Here is a 19,198-nt window from a genome sequence, read left to right on the forward strand (position 1 = left end):
CGCCGAGGGCGGTACGGCCAAGGACGGGGGCTGGGGCCGTCTGACCCTCACTGCTCAGCCCGAGAGGGTGGAGATGCTACCGGAGCTGCTACTCGACGGGCTCGGCCAGGCGCCGCTTGATGTCGTCGAGCACGGGGATGGGACCGGGATCGACGCCCTGCTCGACGGCCGCGTGCAGCGACGCCATGTCGCCGAACAGGCACAGGTCGAGCAGCTGGGCGAGCATCCCGTCGCCCTCGGCGGCGACGGTGTGCACCGCCCCCACGACCTCGTCGAGGTAGTCGACGACGAGGTCGAAGCGGCGCATCACCTGGGGGTGCTCGAAGTCGTGGCGCAACAGGACCAGCTGCATGATCTGACGGGTGACGTCGCCGTCCTGGCCCCACCCGGCGATCTCGTTGTGGGTGGCCTCGGGCAGCTGGTTGTAGAACGCCGGCACCTTGGCGTTCTCGTTGAACTGGTTCTTCCAACGCAGCGCGGCCAGACCACCGAGGCCGTTGCCGCCGTAGACCAGCGGGAAGGAGCGGCCCAGCCGGTGGGCCAGCACCTGGGCCTCGTTGCCCTCGTTGATCAGCGCGTCGCGACGGCGATGGAGCTGGGTGACGGCCGCGTCGACCCAGGATCGCCCGCCGGGGAACAGCCCGACGCGCTCGAGCAGGAGCAACGGCGGCACGGCCAGGGCACCGAGGGCCGCTCGCGGCATCGGGATCCCGTCGGCGACGGGGAGGTGGGGCACGCCCCAGTCGGCCGCCAGCTCGGAGAGGGCCCCACCGTTGGACACCGTGACCACCCGGGCACCGTCCATGGCCGCGTCGGCAACGGACTCGAGGGTCTCCTCGGTGTTGCCCGAGAACGACACCGCCACCACCAGCGTGGTCTCGTCGACGAAGTTGGGGACGCCGTAGCCCTTGTGCACCACGACCGGCACGGCCATGAGCGGACCCGCCACCTCGCGGACCACGTCGCCGGCGATGCCGCTGCCCCCCATGCCGACGACCACGACGTGTTGGATGTCGTCGTGGGCCGGCAGGACGGCCGATGCCAGCACCTCGGTGGCGGCGTCGGCGGCGATGGCGACCTGTTCGGGGAACGCGGCGGTGGCGTCGAACATCCCCAGGGAGTCGAGGATCACGGCGCCGCCTCGAAGGTGGGGCGGACGCCTTCGGCCTCGGCCTTGGCCAGGAGCCGCTCGTGCTCGGCGTCGTCGACCGAGCTGGCCTCGTCGATCAACATGATGGGGATGTCGTCGCGCACGTCGTAACGGCGCTTGAGGCGGGGGTTGTACAGCGACTGCTCGTCGGCGAAGTAGAGCAGCGGCCCCTTGTCCTCGGGGCAGGCGAGGATCTCGAGCAGTTGGGGATCGAGGGCCATGGGTGTCGTCCTTGGGCGGGTGGGGGCTCCGGCTCAGCCGGCGGCCTCGGCGATCAGGGTGCGGAGCTCGTCGACGTGGCGCCGGCAGGCCTCGGGCGTGGCGGCCTCGAGGTTGAGGCGGAGCAGCGGCTCGGTGTTGGACGGGCGCAGGTTGAACCACCACGGGTCGTCCAGGTCCGTGCCCGGACCGGATGTCAGGTCGACCGTGAGGCCGTCGAGGCGATCCTGCTGGGCGCCGGCGAAGCGCTCGGCCACCACTTCGATGACCGCCCGGGGATCGTCGACGACGGTGTTGATCTCACCGGAGTCGGCGTAGCGCTCGTAGGGCCGGCGCAGCTCCGACAGCGCCACTCCAGCCTTGGAGAGCACGCCGAGGACCACCACCGCGGCGATGATGCCGGAGTCGGCCCGGAAGTTGTCACGGAAGTAGTAGTGGCCGGAGTGCTCGCCCCCGAAGGCCGCACCGGTCTCGGCCATCACCTGCTTGATGAAGGAGTGCCCCACCCGGGTGCGCACCGGGGTGCCGCCGCGCTCGGTGATGATCTCGGGCACCGCCTTGGAGCAGATCAGGTTGTGCAGGATGGTGGACCCCGGATGGGCGTCGAGCATGGCGTCGGCGACGATGGCGGTGGTGAGCGACCCCGAGACCAGCTCGCCCCGGTCGTCGACGAGGAAGACCCGGTCGGCGTCGCCATCGAAGGCCAGGCCCACGTCGGCCCCGGTGGCCCGCACCCGGGCCTGGAGGTCGACCAGGTTCTCGGGCTGGATGGGGTCGGCCGGGTGGTTGGGGAAGGTGCCGTCGAGCTCGCCGTAGAGCATCTCGAGCTCGATGGGCAGCTTCTCGAACACGGCCGGCGCGGTGAGCCCGCCCATGCCGTTGGCGGCGTCGGCGACGACCTTCAGCGGGGCCAGGGCGTCGGGATCGACGAAGGAGTGCACGTGCTCGACGAACGCCGCCAGCGCGTCGTCGCGGCTCGACACGGAGCCGGGCGTGGCCACCGGTTCCAGCCCGCCGATGACATCGGCCTTGATCTGTTGGAGTCCGGTCTCCTCCCCCACCGGCTTGGCTCCGGCGAGGGCCAGCTTCACGCCGTTGTACTGGGCGGGGTTGTGCGAGGCGGTGAGCATGGCAGCCGGCGCGTCGTAGTGACCGGCGGCCCAGAAGGCCAGGTCGGTGGACGCCAGACCGAGGTGGACCACGTCGACGCCCTGGGCCGTGGCCCCCCGGGCGAAGGCTTCGGCGAACTCCGGTCCCGACGGCCGCATGTCGTGGGCGACCAGCACGTGGCCGGCGCCGGTGGTGTCGGCGGCGAAGCGGGCGAACGCGGCGCCGATGCGCTCGACGAGGTCGGCGTCGAGCTGATCGGGGACCGTGCCGCGGATGTCGTAGGCCTTGAAGATGCGGTCCAGCGCAGCGAGGTCGTGGGGGGCCATGGGCCGGAACCCTACTTGAGGACCGGCCCCACCCCGGCGGGGCCGGAACCGGCCAAGAGGTCGTCGGCAGTGAGGTCGTAGCGACCCTCCGTGGCCCATTGGCGCACGAGGAACAGGTCGCGCACGAGGCGCAGCGCGTCGCGCACCACGTGCACCGACGAGCGGCTCGAGTTGGCCACCGCGACGGGGACCTCGGCGAGGGACAAGTGGTAGCGCTCGATGAGGTGGAACAGCTCCACGTCGAAGGCGAAACCGTCGACGCGGGAGCGCGAGAAGATGAGTCGGGCGGCGTCGGAGCGGAACGCCTTCAACCCGCACTGCGTGTCGCGGTACTGCCCCAGCAGCACGGCCCGGGTGAGCAGGTTGATGGCCCGCCCGCCGATCTCGCGCAGGCGACGGGCGCGCACCAAGGTGGTGGTGTCGGTGTGGCGCCGGCTCCCGACCACGACGTCCCAGCCCTCCTCGACGAGAGCCACCAGACCGGGGATCTGGTCGGGCGAGTAGGCCAGGTCGGCGTCGGTGAACACGACCGTGCGACCGCTGGCCGCCAGCACACCGGTGCGCACGGCGGCGCCCTTGCCCTGGTTGACGTCGTGGCGGACCACCACGTCGGCGCCGGCCCGTTCGGCCGCGCCCGACGTGTCGTCGTTCGAGCCGTCGTCGACCACCACGACCTCGAGGCCGCCGTAGGCCGCCACCACGTCGAGGGCCCGACGGACCTCGGCCACCGAGGCCCCGATGCGGGACTCCTCGTCGAAGGCGGGGATGACCACGCTCAGGCGACGGCTGCCGGGCGCGACCGGGCGGTCGCGCCGCCGCTCGAGGTCGGCCCGCACCGGCGACAGGCCCTGCTGCCAACGCCGGAGGGCCACGACCGTCAACGCGCTGCTCGCGGCGGCCACCGCGACGCTTCGCACCGCGGTCGAGCTCACGGACGGCTCCCGCCGTCGGGATCGGCGGCATCAGGATCGGCTGCAGGGGCCTCGGAAGCAGGGACCTCGGAAGCAGGGACCGGGTCGACGACGGGGGCCGTGCCGTGGGCCGGGGAGACGTCGTCCGTCGGGGGCCCATCGGGACCTGGTGCGGACCCGGGCCCGTCGGGCGCCGGTCCCTCGACCGGCTCGGCCACGCCCGGGACCTCGGCCAGGATCACCGAGGCGGGATCGAAGGCGCCGGCGGGCACGCCGGCGTCCGGCGCGGGTGCCCGCCCGGCTGGCGCCTCCGCCGAGGCCTCGCCGCTCGCACCGGGCGAGGCGAGGTCACCGCCCAGCCCAGGAGGCGGGGGCGCCGGACCCGAATCGGGTCGGGGCCGCCAGGAGCGGGGCTCGGGGAACGAGAGCGGGCCGGCACGCCACAGCGCCACCAGGCCGACCAGGCCGAGGGCCGCCACCAGCCAGCCCAGCCAGTCGACGCCGGTCATGCCGTAGCGCAGCGTGACCTCGGTGTCGGTGGGCACCACGACCATGAGGTTGGGGCTGATGCGCCAAGGGCCGTCGGCCCCCTCGGCCTGCCAGTTGGGGAAGTACGACGTCTTGACCAGCACCGGCGTACCGGGCTGGCTGACCTGGAACGAGATGGTGTCGGTACCGGCCTCGTAGTCGGTGACCGCGACCGGCTCGGTGGGGATCCGTTCGGGCGTCTCCCCCGGTGCGATGCGCTGCCACTCGTCGGGGCCGTCGGCGGCGAGGAACACCGACCACTGGGTGGGGTCCTCGTACCAGGGGACCACGGCGTCGAGCCAGCCGTGCCCGGGGTCGACCCCGGTGAGGACCGCCGGCTGGTCGTCGAGGACGACCACCTGCTCGCTGTCGGCCACGGTGAACACCGCCCACGGCCCGCTGGTCGCCACCTCCGTGAGCGACGGGCTGGCCTGCGCCTTCTCGATCATGGGCTCGGAGATCGCCATGTAGTAGCGGATGCCCAGGAGCTGCATGTGCTGCACGCCGATGTCGAACTCGGTCTGGGTGGGCGCGCCCGGCGAGTAGGGCAGCTCGCGCTGGGCGTTGGACGGGGCTGACGACAGCTCGTCCTGCATCAAGAAGTGGTAGGGGGTGGTGGACGACGACTCGAAGAAGAGCCCCTCGGAGGACCCGATGCAGCCGTCGGTCCAGAAGGGCAGCAGCATCAACGCCATCGGGGTGCCGTAGCGATCGTGGGCCGACTCGTGCTCCCACATGGCTCGACCGCAGCCCTCGGTCTCGCCGAGGTCGGCCATGGTGGAGACGATGCCGTGGTACTCGGGGTAGGCCGGCTTGTTCTCGTAGCCGCTGAAGTTCCAGCGGGCCCACGAACCGAGGAAGCTGGAGTCGGTCGTGGACAGGAACAACCACCGGTAGGAGCCGTCGGCCTGGACGCTGCCGCCGGGCAGCGAGCGCAGGGGCATGGCCAGGGCCACCAGCACGACCAGGCAGGTGGCCACGGCGGTCCCGGCCGTGATCGACCGAGGGGGCTTGGAGGGGTCGCGGGCCACCAGGGTGGCGATGGTGCGACCCAGTTCGGCGATGCCCACTGCCGCCAGCAGGTAGAGCATCAGGTAGTAGAAGGGCAGGAGTCGGGCGTTCCACAGGCGTCCCTGGGGCACCACCACGAAGGCGATGGCCACGCCGATGGAGGCGAGCACGAAGAAGGCACCCGTGCGGCGCTTCCACGCGATCGACATCACCAGGCCGAGGAAGGCCAGCACCAGCACCAGCTCGATGCGGGGGCTGTCGCTGAGACCGCCGTCGAGGTTCTCGCGCCGGAAGAGCAGGTCGACGAACTGGGTGCGCTTCTCCCAGCCCATGTCGTTCATGTAGGGCGACCGCAGGTAGAAGGGCAGCAGCCACCACATGGTGAGCGCCGACCCCACCGCACCGGCGCCGAACAACCACCACACCCGGAGGGGCCAACCGGTCCGGCGGGCGAGGGCGATCACGAGCCACACCAGCGAGGCGCCGATGGCGAAGAGGAACGGGATGAGGTGGGTCAACCCGGTGAGGGTCAACAGCACCGCGGCCAGGGCCCGGTGCTTGCCTGTCTCCATGCCCCGACCGACCACCCCGAGGAACAGCAGGGCGAAGCTGAGCGAGATGGAGAAGGCGAACTCCCCCGCCATGGTCGACGCGATGTTGCCGCCGAGGATGGAATAGGACCGGTCGAACAGGAACGCAGTGGCCCCGACGGCCAGGAGGGGCGGGCCCGGGAAGGGAAGGCGGGTCAGACGACCGAAGGCCCAGGCCGCCATCGGGAGGGTCACCAGACCGCTGATGGCCACCAGCTTGAAGGCCACTCCGTAGGGGATCACGTAGCTCAACAGGGCGATGGCCAGGGACGGCAGGACCATGTAGAAGTGGTAGGCGGGCATGCCGGCGTACCAGTCCGGTGTCCAACCGGTGAGGCGGAACGACGGGAGCAGGTGGTCGCGCATGAACGCCGGCCCCCACACGTGGGCCCCCATGTCGCCGCCGGCGGGGGTGGAGTCCGAGAAGATGTTCCCCGGGCCGAGCTGGCTGAACACGAAGGCCACGCAGCCGAGGACCACGGCGAGCGAGACCCATGCCTCGAGTGGCGAGGCGCCCAACGCGTCCAGAGCCCTGCCGGGGAGCGCCTTCAGGCGCTCCGATCGGCCCGGAGGGTCGATGGCCCGGGCGAGGCGGTCGACGGTCGGGTCGCCGGCCTCGGTGGGGTCATCGGAGATCACGACCCCGGGAGCAGCACCGTGGGCACCGCCCTGCGCGGGGGCGTCGGGGTCGACGTCGTGATCGCTCGTGGTCATGGTCGTCCCATCGTGGCACCGACCGGACCCGGCCGAGTGGCACGCCGAGCGCCCGGTCTCAGAACAGCGTGACGTTCCACAGCAACGAGACCGCGGCCACGACGTTGAAGCCGACGTGGGCCCACAGCGCCGGCCCGAGGCGACCCGACCTCACGGTCAGCACGCCGAGGATCACCCCGAAGACCAACAGGGCGGGGAACTGCAGGGGTTGGAGGTGGGTGGCGGCGAAGAAGGCGGCCGAGGCGAGGATGGCCCACCGGGCCCGGACCCGGCGCCGGAAGATGGGCAGCGCCATCCCCCGGAAGTAGATCTCCTCGGCCACCGGCGCGCCGATGCCGACGATGACGAACACCAAGACGATCGACAGCGGGTCGGTGGCCCGGTCGGTGAGGGCCCGGGCCTCGGCCGAGACGTCCTGGACCCCGATGATCTTGAACACCACCCAGTACAGCGCCGGCACCATGAGCAGCTGGCTGGCGATGCCGATGGCCAGACCGAGCGGGACGTCGGTGGCCTTCATGCGCAGCCCGAGGTCGGCGACGATGCCGCGTCCCTTCTTGGCCGCGAACCACAACGGGCCGGCGATCAGCGCCCCCCACAGGGGCAGCTGGAGCAGGGTGCTCAACCAGAGCGGCACGGGCTGGCTGATGACCACGGCCTGACCGGTGGTGGCCTGGTTGACGGCCTGGCCGACCGCCCCGCCCAGGCCGGTGACGGCGCGCGGGTCGTACTCGCTGCCCGGGATGACCATGGCATAGGCGATGGTGGCCAGGAGCTGGGCCGCGAAGAACACGATGAGGATGGCCCCGGCGCCGTAGCGGCGGCCGTCGGCCGGACCCTCGGCGGCCCCGCCGTCGTCCGCTGAGGCGCTCACCACCTCGACGCGGTCGGCACCGACCGGCCGCGGGGGGAACAGGCGGGCCAGCAGGCCGGTCCGGGCCGGCGGCGCGGCCGCCTCGGACACCCGTCCCTTCGGACGTGACCCGCTCTCGCGAGCCGCCTTCTTCGAGTCCTCGGCTCCGGCCTTGCCGCCCTTGGCGGTGCTCTTGGAACCCGCCCGCGACGAGCCCCGGGAGCGGCCCTCGGCCAGGTCCTTCTTGGACGGCGTGACCCTCGAGGGTCGGTTGTCGGGTCGGGTCACGGGCGCCGAGGCTACCGGTCCGCCGTGGCCCCTCCTGCGCCCGCTACCGTCGGCGTCATGACCCGCTCTTGTGCGCGCCCGGGCTGCGGCGAGCCCGCCGAGGCCACGCTCGCCTACGAGTACGCCGCGTCCACGGTCTGGCTCGACGACCTGGCCCCCGAAGCCCACCCCTCCCTCTACGACGTGTGCCGCCGCCACGCCGACGCGCTCACCGTGCCCAACGGCTGGCAGCTCGTCGACCAACGAGAGCAGGCCATCGCCTCCTAGGACCCTGGGAGCGGGTCCCACACGGCCCTCGCCGACGAATGGATGCCCCGCCCCGTGACGAGCATTTTCGGCAGCTCCATCTAGGCTTCGGACATGAGTTCCGAACGCCCATCCCCCCCGTCCGAGGGCGACGAGCGTCCCACCGGGCGCTTCGGCAGCGACCAGGGCTGGCCCCGCTGGACCATCTGGGTGCTCTTCGCCGTCATCGCCGGCGCGCTCTTCCTGCCGGGGCTGCTCAGCTCGCAGTCCAGCGAGCAGATCTCCTACCGCCAGTTCCTCGACGACCTGCGCAACGACCGGGTGGCCGAGGCCACCTTCCAGAACACCGACGGCGGCATCAGCGGTGAGCTCGAGGACGGCACCAGCTTCAGCAGCAACGGCCCGCTCGAGCCCACCGATGCCGACCAGTCCCTCATGACCGAGAAGGGCGTCGAGTTCACCACCCCCACGGCCAGCATCTGGGCCAGCCTCCTGCCGCTGTTGATCCCGGTCGGGCTGCTCATCGCCTTCTTCGTGTGGATGCAGCGGCGAGCCCAGGGCCAGATGGGCGGCATCATGTCCATCGGGCGGTCCAAGGCCAAGACCTACTCCACCGAGCGCCCCGGCACCACCTTCGACGACGTGGCCGGCTACGAGCAGGTCAAGCAGGACATCACCGAGGTCGTCGACTTCCTCAAGCACCCGGACCGCTTCGCCGAGATCGGGGCCCGCATCCCCAAGGGCATCCTGCTCGTGGGCCCGCCCGGCACCGGCAAGACCCTCATCGCCCGGGCCGTGGCCGGCGAGGCAGGCGTGCCCTTCCTCTCCGTCACCGGGTCGGACTTCATGGAGATGTTCGTCGGGGTCGGCGCCAGCCGGGTCCGCGACCTGTTCCAGAGCGCCCGCAAGATGGGCAGCGCCATCATCTTCGTCGACGAGATCGACTCGATCGGCCGCAAGCGCGGCGCCGGCCTCGGCGGCGGCCACGACGAGCGCGAGCAGACCCTCAACCAGATGCTGGCCGAGATGGACGGGTTCGAGGTGACCACCGGCATCGTGATGATGGCGGCCACCAACCGGCCCGACATCCTCGATCCTGCCCTCCTGCGCCCGGGGCGCTTCGACCGTCAGGTCGTCGTCCCCCTCCCCGAGCTCGAGGACCGTCGGCGCATCCTCGAGGTCCACGTCAAGCACAAGCACATAGCTCCCGACGTCGACCTCGACCTCGTGGCCCGGGGCACGCCGGGGATGAGCGGCGCCGACCTGGCCAACCTGGTCAACGAGTCAGCCCTGCTCGCCGTGCGGCGCGGCGAGTCCGAGATCGCCAAGCGCGACTTCGAAGAGGCACGCGACCGGATCCTCATGGGGCCGCAACGCGACTCCATGGTCCTGTCGGACCTCGAGAAGGAGGCCATCGCCTACCACGAGGCCGGCCACGCCGTGTGCGCCGCGGTGCTGCCCACCGCCGATCCGCTCCACAAGGTCACCATCATCCCCTCGGGGATGGCCCTCGGCGTCACCATGCAGCTCCCCCTCGAAGAGCGCCACATCTACCGCCAGGACTACATCGAGGACTCCCTCGTGGTCCGCATGGGTGGACGCATCGCCGAGGAGCTCGTCTTCGGAGTGATCTCCACCGGCGCCAACAACGACCTCGTGGGGGCCACCGAGCTGGCCCGCAAGATGGTCCGGGAGTGGGGCATGAGCGATCGGGTCGGGCCGATGGCCTGGGGCTCACAGGGCCAGGTCTTCCTGGGCGAGGACCTCATGCACACCCGCGACTACTCCGACGACACGGCCCGGGTGATCGACGAAGAGGTCGAGCGCATCCTGCGCGACCAGCAGGACCGCTGCCGCCAGGTGCTCTCGGAGAACCGCTACGGCCTCGATCTGGTGGCGCGGGGCCTGCTCGAGCACGAGACCATCGACGGCACCGAGGTCACCCGCCTGCTGGAGCTGGCCAGCCCCGGCGCCACCGCGGCCAACCCCCACAGCGTGCTCGTCAACGCCAACGGCTCCTCGGGTTCCGAGCACGCCGACGCCGACGGCCACGAACCGCACCCACCGGCCTGACCCCCGCCCGCTCCCGGACCCCGGCACCGCCGGCGTCCTCCTCGGCCCGGCCCGGGACGATCGGCGGGCCGCGGGTGGGTCAGGGGCTCTCGGGACGAGGGTTCTCGTCGGCTGCCGTCTCGTGGGCCTGGCACTCGCCAGGGGTGGAGCCGGGCGCACGGGCCTCGGCCACCGCGGCCCACAGGTCGGTGGCCGTCACCGGGCCGAGGAAGTGCCGCACCACCACACCGTCGGCGTCGGCGATCACCACGAGGGGCACGGCATCGATGCCGTAGCGCTCGTGCAGCTCGGCCTCGGCCCCGACCTCGAGCCCTTGGACCACGACCGGGCCTCCGGGTCCGGCGTCGAGGTGCCGGGCCTTGTCCCACACGCCGGCGCAGGTGTCGCACGTCGCCGAGGTGAACACCGCGACCAACCAGGGGGCGTCGGGCCGATCGAAGTCGCGGCGGTCGAGCTGGGCGGGAACCTGGAAGGCCGCACGGGTCGGGGGGTCGGCCTGGCGCCGCTGGAGCACGAGCGCGACCACCACGGCCACCACGACCACGATGGCGGCGATCACCAGCCGCTCCACGTCAGCCGCCTTCGCCGGCGTCGGACGGCGGCTGGTCGGCCACGGACGTCGTCGACTCGTCGTCCCCCTCGGCCGGCGTGGCGTCGGCGTCGGTGTCGGTGCCGGGGGCCTCGCCATCGGTCGATGTGTCCGGGGCCTCGGTGACCGGAGGCTCGGTGACGGGAGGCTCGGTGACGAAGGCGTCCGGCCCGGCCAGGGAGGTCGGCATCGACTCGGTGCCCGCCACCGGCATGGCCACGGCCGCCGATCGATCGTCGCCCACCACCGCGGCGGACGACACGACGACGGGCTCGTCGGCGGCGACCACCACCGACAGGCCGGCGAGCTCGAGAGCCGGGCCCTCGACGGGGATCACCACCCGCGATCCGGCCGGGACCACCACCTCGCCCATCCCGGGCACCTCCACGTCGCCTCCACCAGAGAGCGCCCGCAACGTGACGGTCGCCTCGCCCACCGCCGAGGGGTTCACCACCACGATGGCGGCGCTGTCGGCGTCGGGCACGGCCGGCACCGGAGCGACCCACTCGGTGGCCACCAGCGGCGAGCCGACGGAGGCGACAAAGCCGGACGCGTCGGTCCCTTCGATCCCCCCCTCGAGCCGGCCGGCGACGATGGGCACGTCGTTGACGGACCGCACCAGCACCCAGCTCGCCACCCCTTCGGGGAAGAGCCGCTCCTCGGTGAAGACCTCGACCACGTCGTGGCGACCGCCGGGCACCGTCAGGGTGAAGGGCTCGACGCTGCCGTTGGTGGCGGGGTCGTCGAGGAAGACCTGCACCTCGACCTCGGCCTCGTCCTCGGTCGGGTTCAGCACGCTGTAGGAGACGGTGCGGCCCTCGGCCGGCGGGCTGCCATCGGGGAAGATCCACGACGGCGACGGCGACGGGGCACCGAGGCTGGCGGTGAGGCCGACAGGGGCGTCGTCGGTGCCGTCGCTCACCATGAGCTGCTCGGCGATGATCCGGCCGCTGCGGGCGGTCACGGTGATGGCCAGCTCGGCGCGGAGCGTGACGATCGCACCGACGTCGATCACGGTCACCGCACTCCCCGGGACGAGGACGGCCTGGAAGCTCGGCGAGGCGCGGGTGCCTTCCTCGGTCTCCACCGAGATGTCGACGGACGCCTCCCCGGGGAAGGGGTTGAACAGGGCGAGGAGCGTGGTCGTGCCGGCCCGTGACGTGCCGGCCGGGAAGTACCACGACGGCGAGGGGTTCGATGCGCAGGGGCTCACCGAGCTCCCACCGGGACCGACCAGTTCGTGGTCGACGGCCACCGATCCGGCGTCGAGCTCGACGACCGCCCCGGCCCAGGGCGCCACGAGCACCTCGGACAGCACCACCTCGGAGCGGTCCTGGGCACCGACCTCGACGTCGACCATCACCGGATCGCCATCGTCGGGATAGGCGGTGAGACGCCCCTCGACCGGCTGGTCCGAGACGTTGGTGAGGACCACCGTGTGCTCGGCCGCTCCCGCGCCCTCGCCCTCGGTGATTCCGGTGGCCGACCCGGCCGCGCAGTACCAGGTGGAGCCTTGGGCGTCGTCGGCGGCGACCACGGGAGCGAGCTGGTCGACCCTGACCCCGGACCTCCCGCGGCCATCGTCTCGATCGACCACCACCGCCGCCACGAGGAGCGCGACGAGCACGACGAGCATGGGCACGCGCCACGCGGAACGGCTCATCGGGCGTACTTCCCCTTGCCACGGCGCCCTCGACGGCCCCGCGGTGCACCTTCGACGGTGATCGCCGGGACGACCCTCGTGACGTCGTCGGGTGCCGGCTCCTCGGCCATCGGCTCCTCCGCCACGGTGTCGGGCCCGGTGTCGGCCTCGGGTCGGTCTCGGGGTGCGCGCCGCGGTGTCCGGCTCGGGCGTTCGGTCGGCGGTCTGACGACCACCCGCTCGGGCGCCAGCGGCGCGGCCAGCTCGAGCTCGTCGCGCTCGTCCTCCACCACCCGGACCCGGAGCAGGTAGCCGAGCGCGAGGACCCACAACAGCACCTGCCCGGCGAGCGCCAGCCAGCGCGAGGCAGGGGTGGCGAACGACAACGTGGCCGGCCCCGAGGTGTCGACCGTGAAGGCGCTGGCCCAGCCGAAGGCGTCCGATCGGGGAGCGTCGCGGCCGTCGACCTCGAGGGTCCAGCGGTCACCACCGCCCTCGGCCAGGTACACGACCCCCGGACTGTCGAGCGTGCCGGTCGCGTGGGTGCCGACCGCGTCGAAGGACAGCGCGGGGCCCGCGCCGGCGAGGCCCGGGATGGTCTGCGCGACCGCGCCCTCGTCGGTCGCACCATCACCGATCGCCGTGTCCGGCGGGAGCAGCGCCGGGCTGGCACCCCAGACGGCGTTCTCGAACACGCGCACCCCCGGGTTGACGGTGACGCCGTCGAGGTCGAGCTGCGACTCCAGCACGGCCACCAGGTCGGCGGGGTCGTAACGGCGGTCCTCGGCATAGGGATCCGGAGCCGGGCCCAGGGGGACCACCACGTAGCGCACCCCCATGGGGGCCAGCAGCTCGCCCAGTCGCGAGGTGTCGCCACTGGACGCGGCGCGCACCGCGTCGGCCAGCTCAGGGGTGGCGCCGGTCGCCGCACCGGGCCACTGACCGGCCAGGGTGGGGACGCCCGCCTCGGTGGTCAGGTAGGCGAGGGTGCGTTCGGGACCGAGGTCGTCGATCTCCGGTGCCTCGAGCGCCCACCCGACACCCGGCAGCACGCCAGCGTCGCCGAGCCACAGGGCCCGGAAGGGCTGCTCCTCCGCTTCGTCGCTCATGAAGGTGAGAGCGCGCCGGAAGTCGCCCCGGGGCAGCTCCCACCGGCCCGACCAGGTGGAGCCGATCGCCGGCACCAGCGCGACCAGGAAGGCGCCGGCGGCCACGAGCGAGACGATCTGGCGCCACCCGAAGTGGTAGTCGGGCAGGTCCACCTCGAATGCCACCATCCCGAGCCCGGCCGCCAACGCCAGCCCGACCGCCGCCGGGGCCAGCAGGACCTCCGGGGTGGGCTGGTCGAAGGAGAGCCAGCCCTGGGCACCGACGAAGACGGACGCGAAGCCGACGAGCGCCACCCCCCAGGCCCGCACCGCCCACCCGACCCGCCACCGCCGACCGATGAGCAACGGGAGCACGGCGGTGAGGGCGAACAGTCCGGACGCGACACCGGCGCCCAGCGGGCCGGTGCCGAAGCGGAGCAGGGCACCGAGATCGAGCTCTCGGCCGGCGAGGGAGGTGGGCGCCACGATGGCCGACCAGCCGTCGAGGAAGGTCAGGCTCCAGGGCAGGTGCAGCACCAGCGCCAACGCGGTCCCACCGACGGTGGCCACGACCAGTCGGACGGCACCGGCGAACTGGCCGGCCAGGAGCCCACCGAGCACCAGGCCGGCCCCGCACAACGGCAGCACCAGCAACAGCGAGGGGTCGACGACGGCGGCCACGGCCACGATCGCACCGAGTGCCACCACCCGTTGGAGCAGCGGACGGCGGCGGACGCCAGGTCCCGCCGCCCCGCCGTCCTCACCGTACGGAGCGACCTGGCTCACCGAGGCGAGGACCGAGATGACCCACGGGGCCATGCCGAAGGCGACGATGCCCGCCCAGCGACCGGTGGACAGCGCGTTGGTGCCGACGGGCACCAGGGCGTAGACGGCGGTCGCGACCAACCGCCCCCGGCGAGAGCCGATGGGCCGGGCGAGTCGGAACATCCCGAACAGCCCGAGGAACAGTGGGGCGAGCACGGCGACGGTCCGCAGGAACCCGGTCGCCCCGAACAGGAGGGCCCCGAGGCCACCGAAAACGCCGAGGCCGGTGGCGGACGCATCGGTGGACCCCAGCCCGGTGGCGTCGTACCCGCTGAGCCAGCGGCCGAGGAGCTCGCCGGGAGCGTCGAACCTCGGGAGGTCCCCGACTGCGGGGAGCGATCCCCAGAGCAGCTCGCGACTGCCCACCACGAGGAAGAGCACGAGCAGACCCATGACCAGCAGCGAGGTGGTGGCCCGGGCTTCTCGCACGTTGGAGACCACGTCGCGGGCGTGGGTGCTGTTGCGCCCGAGCTGGCCGCGCAGGTAGGCCGAGAGTCGAGCGCTCCCCCGCACCTGCAGGGCCCGAACCTCACGGTCGGACACCTGGCGCAGGCCTGCGAGCGAACGGCGCCGGGCGCGGGTGCCCTTGGCGTGGCGGGCGTTCCACGTCCAGGCCGACGCCACGTCGCGGGCGTGGCGGAAGCGTCCCAGCACCACGGACTGCACGACCTCCACCAGCGCGATGAGGAAGGCGACGGGGGTGGTGCGCAGACGGGTGCCGGTGGTGGTGCAGGCCCGCATGGCCCGGAGCCGGTGCCGGGCCTGGAGGCGACGACGGTCGTCGAGCGGGCGCCGGAGGCCGAGCGCCTCGAGGTGACCGACCCGAGCCGCGGGGGCCACGACGACACGGGCCCCGGCCACGTGGGCCCGCCAGCACAGCTCCAGATCCTCGCCGTGGAAGCCGATCTCGGGGTCGAAGCCCCCCAAGGCCTCGAAGAGGTCCGCCCGCACCAGGGTCGCAGCCCCCGGCAGGTAGAAGACGTCGCGGACCCCGTCGTGCTGGGCCTGGTCGAGGTCGCCTCGCTCGACGTACGGCGACGGCTGCCCGAAGCGGTCGGCACCCATGCCGACCTCGAGGAGCCGGCGGGGATCGTGCCAGTCGACCACCTTGGCTCCCACGAAGCCGGCATTGGACCGGAAGGCCTCCTCCACCATGATCTGCACGGTGTCGGGTTCGAGGCGGACGTCGTCGTGGCACAGCAGGTGGAAGGCCGCCCCCTGCACGGAGCGCACGCCCTCGTCGGCCGCGGGACCGAACCCCGGGTTGTGCTCGAGGCGCCGCAGGTGAGCACCGGGGAGGGTGGCGGCCACCCGGGCCCGGAGGCCTTCGGGGTCGGCGCTGGCCGCGTCGACGACCAGCACCGACGTGTTGGCATAGCGCTGGGAGCCGATGCTCGCCAGGGTCTCCTCGAACCACCAGCCCGGGTCGTGGGTGACCAGGACGACCACCACCGGAGGCACCGCCTCGGGCAGCGGTCCGGTCGAATCGGACGCGACGTCACCCGCGGCCGGATCGGCGGGCTGGGGGTCTCGGCCGGGCAGGCTCGAGTCCCGTTGGGGGTTCTCATCCGGGACAGTCACGACGGGAGGCGAGGGTACTCCCCTCTCCCTGACACGGGGTTCACCCCCGATACGCTCTCGACATGGCCGACGATCCCCTGCACGAGGCCGGACGCGTCGCTCGCGAGACGCTCTACGTGGGCGTCGGGCTGGGGCTGTTGGGCTTCCAGGCGCTCCAGGTGCGCCGACGCGAGCTCGAGCGGGAGCTCGGTGTCGCCGTCCCTCCCCGACCAGCCGACCTGACCCGGCTCCTCGATCGCATCGCCGGTCGGGGCGAGCCGGGGTGAGGGTCGCCCTCGACGCCACCTCGCTGCTCGGACCCCGCACCGGCGTCGGCACCTTCACCGCCGAGCTCCTGGCCGCCCTGGCCGCCCGCCACGACGAGCCCCCGCTCGAACTGACCGCCTTCGGCCTCACCTGGCGGGGCCGCGAAGACCTGCGCCCCCTCGTCCCTGCCGGCATCGACGTGGTCCGCCGACCGATGGCGGCCCGCCCGCTGCGCGAGCTCTGGCAACGGATCGACCTGCCCCCGGTGGAGTGGTGGACCGGACCCGTCGACGTGGTCCACGGCCCCAACTTCGTGGTGCCTCCGGCCCGCCGGGCCGCCGAGGTCGTCACCGTGCACGACCTCACCTGCGTCCGCTTCCCCGAGATGTGCACCCGCGACGTGCTGGCCTACCCGGGCCTGCTCCGGCGCGCCATGGCTCGCGGCGCCTGGATCCACACCGTGTCCACGTCCGTCGCCGACGAGGTGGCGGCCACCTTCGCCATCGACCCCGCTCGGGTCCGCACCGTCCCCAACGGCGCACCGGCCCCGCTGGACCCAGACCGGCTCGGTCCCATGGCTGCCCGGGGGCGGCACCTGGCCGGCTCCACCGACTACGTCGTGGCCCTCGGCACGCTCGAGCCCCGCAAGGACCTGCCCACGCTGGTCCGCGCCTTCGACGTGGTCGCCGCCGAGCAGCCCGACATCGGCCTGGTGATCGCCGGGCCCGACGGCTGGGGCGCCGACGCCGTGGCCACGGCCATCGCCGCCGCCCGCCACCGCAACCGCATCCGGCGCCTCGGATGGGTCACCGACGCCGACCGCGACGCCCTCCTGGCCGGCGCCCGCGTCTTCGCCTACCCCTCGCTCTACGAGGGGTTCGGCCTCCCTCCCCTCGAGGCCCTCGCTCACCGCACCCCTGTCCTCGCCACCCGGGCCGGGGCGTTGCCCGAAGTCCTCGTCGACGCCGCCGAGTGGGCCCAGCCCGGCGACCCCGACGACCTGGCCGCCGGCCTGTTCCGCCTGCTCGACGACGACGACCGATGCCGAGCCCTGGTGCACGCCGGGCTGGCCCGCCTCGACGCCTTCTCCTGGGAGCGCACCGCCGATGGCCTGGTCACGCTCTACCGCGACGCGTGGCACGGGTAGTGTCGGCACCACGCCCCCACCGAGCAGCGGGGCCCGTCCCGAGGGAAGCGAAGAGTCGATGAGGGTGCTCGTGACCGGTGCGGCCGGGTTCGTGGGGAGGCACTTGTCGGCGTACCTGGAGGCTCAGGGCGACGTGGTGGTGGGGGTGGACCGTTCCGATGGTCCGGACCTCGGCGATGGTGCGGGGTGGGCGTCGTTGGTGGAGCGGGTGGCGCCCGATGCGGTGTACCACTTGGGTGGGTGGAGTGATGTGGGGGCGTCGTGGGACGACCCGGCGGCGGCGTTCCGGGTGAATGCGGAGGGCACGTTGCACGTGTTGCAGGCGTGTGTGGGGTCGGGGTCGAGGCCGAAGGTGTTGGTGGTGTCGTCGGCCGATGTGTACGGGCAGGTGGCGCCGGAGCGGTTGCCGATCGGCGAGGGTGCGGAGTTGTGTCCGATCACGCCGTATGCGGCGTCGAAGGTGGCGGCGGACTACCTGGGGGTGCAGGCTCATCGGGGGTATGGCCTGGAGGTGGTGCGGGCGCGGGCGTTCAACCATCTGGGGCCGGGGCAGACGGCGCGGTTCGTGGCCCCGGCGATCGCGGCGCGGATCGTGGCCAACGAGGCCACCGGCGCTGATGTGGTGCCGGTGGGCAATGTGACGCCGCGGCGGGACTTCACCGATGTGCGTGATGTGGTGCGCGCCTATCGGGCGTTGATCGTCGACGGGGTTCCCGGGGAGGCCTACAACGTGTGCTCGGGGGTGGATCTGGCCATCGGGGAGCTGGCCGAGCGTCTGGTGGGCCTGGCGGTGGCGCCGATGCGGTTGGTGCCCGACCCGGACCTGCAACGCCCGGTGGAGACCCCGGTGCTGCGCGGCGACAACACCAAGTTGCGCGCCGCCACCGGTTGGGCGCCCGAGATCGATCTCGACACCACGCTCGCCGACATCCTCGACGAGCACCGTCGGGCCCGGCGTCCCGCCTCGAGCACCCCGTGACCGCCGACCTGTCGGTTCCGGGCCCCGGGGCGGTCGCTCCTACACTCGTCTGCTTGCCCTGTGCTGCTCGTCGGCACCCGATCGTGATGGTGGTTCCATGTCCAAGCGCGCGCTGATCACCGGGATCACCGGTCAGGACGGTTCATACCTGGCCGAGTTGTTGTTGGCCAAGGGCTACCACGTGGTGGGGATGCTGCGGCGTTCCTCGACGGTGAACTTCGAGCGCATCGGGCACCTCCAAGACGACCTCGAGTTGGTGTCGGGCGATCTGTTGGACGAGGCGTCGATGATCCAGGTGCTGCGGGCCCATCAGCCCGAAGAGGTCTACAACCTGGCCGCCCAGAGCTTCGTGCAGACGTCGTTCACCCAGCCGGTGCTCACCGGTGAGACCACCGCGTTGGGCGTCACCCGCTTGTTGGACGCGGTGCGCATGGTCGACCCGGGGATCCGCTTGTACCAGGCGTCGTCGTCGGAGATGTTCGGCAAGGTCGTCGAGGTCCCCCAGTCCGAGTCGACGCCGTTCCACCCCCGCAGCCCCTACGGGGTGGCCAAGGTGTACGGGCACTGGATCACGGTGAACTACCGCGAGTCCTACGGCATGCACACCAACTCGGGGATCTTGTTCAACCACGAGTCGCCCCGACGGGGCCTGGAGTTCGTGACCCGCAAGATCGCCAACGGGGTGGCCCGCATCAAGCTGGGCCTCGACACCACCATCGCGTTGGGCAACCTCGAAGCCCAGCGCGACTGGGGCTTCGCCGGCGACTACGTCGACGCCATGTGGCGCATGCTGCAACAGCCCACCCCCGGCGATTTCGTGGTCGCCACCGGCGAGACCCACTCGGTGCGCGAGTTCTGCGAGTTGGCCTTCGGTCACGTCGACCTCGACTGGTCCGACCACGTCGTCATCGACGAGCGGTTCTTCCGCCCCGCCGAGGTCGACCTCCTCGTCGGTGACCCTTCCCAGGCCCGCGACGTCCTCGGCTGGACCCCGCGAACGGGGTTCCGCGAGCTCGTCGAGATGATGGTCGACGCCGACCTCGACGCCGTCGCCCGCCAACAACGCCACCTCGCCTGACCCC

15 protein-coding genes are annotated in these 19,198 nt (G+C 72.4%); 6 read left to right on the forward strand and 9 right to left on the reverse strand.

Features of this window, described 5'->3' with window-relative positions; genetic code table 11:
• Positions 1-88 precede the first annotated feature (88 nt).
• From LUW87_RS19095 to LUW87_RS19100, 6 genes are read right to left on the reverse strand one after another with little or no spacing between them, the layout of a single operon-like run.
• Positions 89-1,132 carry an SIS domain-containing protein gene (locus LUW87_RS19095; RefSeq protein ID WP_232670108.1) on the reverse strand — a complete coding sequence of 348 codons (1,044 nt, stop codon included), beginning with the start codon at positions 1,130-1,132 and terminating at the stop codon, positions 89-91.
• Positions 1,129-1,371 (reverse strand): Trm112 family protein, encoded by a 243-nt coding sequence (locus LUW87_RS05645; RefSeq protein ID WP_232670109.1) that lies wholly within the window; start codon positions 1,369-1,371, stop codon positions 1,129-1,131. The genes LUW87_RS19095 and LUW87_RS05645 overlap by 4 nt, the downstream gene beginning before the upstream one ends.
• Positions 1,372-1,404: 33 nt before the next feature.
• Positions 1,405-2,805: a phosphomannomutase/phosphoglucomutase gene (locus LUW87_RS05650; protein ID WP_232670110.1), complete on the reverse strand. Its 1,401-nt coding sequence runs from the start codon at positions 2,803-2,805 to the stop codon at positions 1,405-1,407.
• A gap of 11 nt (positions 2,806-2,816) precedes the next feature.
• Positions 2,817-3,737 (reverse strand): glycosyltransferase, encoded by a 921-nt coding sequence (locus LUW87_RS05655; protein ID WP_232670112.1) that lies wholly within the window; start codon positions 3,735-3,737, stop codon positions 2,817-2,819.
• Positions 3,734-6,559: a 6-pyruvoyl-tetrahydropterin synthase-related protein gene (locus tag LUW87_RS05660; protein WP_232670113.1), complete on the reverse strand. Its 2,826-nt coding sequence runs from the start codon at positions 6,557-6,559 to the stop codon at positions 3,734-3,736. The genes LUW87_RS05655 and LUW87_RS05660 overlap by 4 nt, the downstream gene beginning before the upstream one ends.
• Before the next feature lie 58 nt (positions 6,560-6,617).
• On the reverse strand, positions 6,618-7,700 hold the full coding sequence (locus LUW87_RS19100; RefSeq protein ID WP_232670114.1) for a CPBP family intramembrane glutamic endopeptidase: 1,083 nt from the start codon (positions 7,698-7,700) through the stop codon (positions 6,618-6,620).
• A gap of 57 nt (positions 7,701-7,757) precedes the next feature.
• Here LUW87_RS19100 and LUW87_RS05670 point away from each other — a divergent pair, with 57 nt between their 5' ends.
• Positions 7,758-7,967, forward strand: coding sequence for a DUF3499 family protein (locus LUW87_RS05670; protein WP_232670115.1), 210 nt, complete (start codon positions 7,758-7,760; stop codon positions 7,965-7,967).
• A 93-nt stretch (positions 7,968-8,060) separates the two neighbouring features.
• Positions 8,061-10,019, forward strand: coding sequence for an ATP-dependent zinc metalloprotease FtsH (gene ftsH / locus LUW87_RS05675; protein WP_232670116.1), 1,959 nt, complete (start codon positions 8,061-8,063; stop codon positions 10,017-10,019).
• 79 nt (positions 10,020-10,098) lie between these two features.
• Here ftsH and LUW87_RS05680 read toward each other — a convergent pair whose 3' ends face one another.
• From LUW87_RS05680 to LUW87_RS05690, 3 genes are read right to left on the reverse strand one after another with little or no spacing between them, the layout of a single operon-like run.
• Complete coding sequence (locus LUW87_RS05680) at positions 10,099-10,590, reverse strand: TlpA family protein disulfide reductase (protein WP_232670117.1); 492 nt, start codon at positions 10,588-10,590, stop codon at positions 10,099-10,101.
• Position 10,591: 1 nt separating this feature from the next.
• Entirely contained in the window at positions 10,592-12,271 is a 1,680-nt protein-coding gene (locus LUW87_RS05685) for a DUF5719 family protein (protein ID WP_232670118.1), read from the reverse strand.
• Positions 12,268-15,744, reverse strand: coding sequence for a glycosyltransferase (locus LUW87_RS05690; protein ID WP_232670119.1), 3,477 nt, complete (start codon positions 15,742-15,744; stop codon positions 12,268-12,270). Before LUW87_RS05690 ends, LUW87_RS05685 begins: the two co-directional genes overlap by 4 nt.
• A 62-nt stretch (positions 15,745-15,806) precedes the next feature.
• Between LUW87_RS05690 and LUW87_RS05695 the strand changes: the two genes are divergently transcribed.
• From LUW87_RS05695 to gmd, 4 genes are all read left to right on the forward strand, one after another.
• Positions 15,807-16,010: a hypothetical protein gene (locus LUW87_RS05695; protein ID WP_232670120.1), complete on the forward strand. Its 204-nt coding sequence runs from the start codon at positions 15,807-15,809 to the stop codon at positions 16,008-16,010.
• Positions 16,007-17,137: a glycosyltransferase family 4 protein gene (locus tag LUW87_RS05700; protein ID WP_232670121.1), complete on the forward strand. Its 1,131-nt coding sequence runs from the start codon at positions 16,007-16,009 to the stop codon at positions 17,135-17,137. The genes LUW87_RS05695 and LUW87_RS05700 overlap by 4 nt, the downstream gene beginning before the upstream one ends.
• A 58-nt stretch (positions 17,138-17,195) precedes the next feature.
• Positions 17,196-18,116, forward strand: coding sequence for a GDP-mannose 4,6-dehydratase (locus LUW87_RS05705; RefSeq protein ID WP_232670122.1), 921 nt, complete (start codon positions 17,196-17,198; stop codon positions 18,114-18,116).
• Between the two features lie 97 nt (positions 18,117-18,213).
• Positions 18,214-19,194, forward strand: coding sequence for a GDP-mannose 4,6-dehydratase (gmd, locus tag LUW87_RS05710; RefSeq protein ID WP_232670123.1), 981 nt, complete (start codon positions 18,214-18,216; stop codon positions 19,192-19,194).
• The last annotated feature ends 4 nt before the right edge of the window (positions 19,195-19,198 follow it).

The organism is Rhabdothermincola salaria, assembly GCF_021246445.1.
Lineage (GTDB): Bacteria > Actinomycetota > Acidimicrobiia > Acidimicrobiales > Acidimicrobilacustridaceae > Rhabdothermincola_A > Rhabdothermincola_A salaria.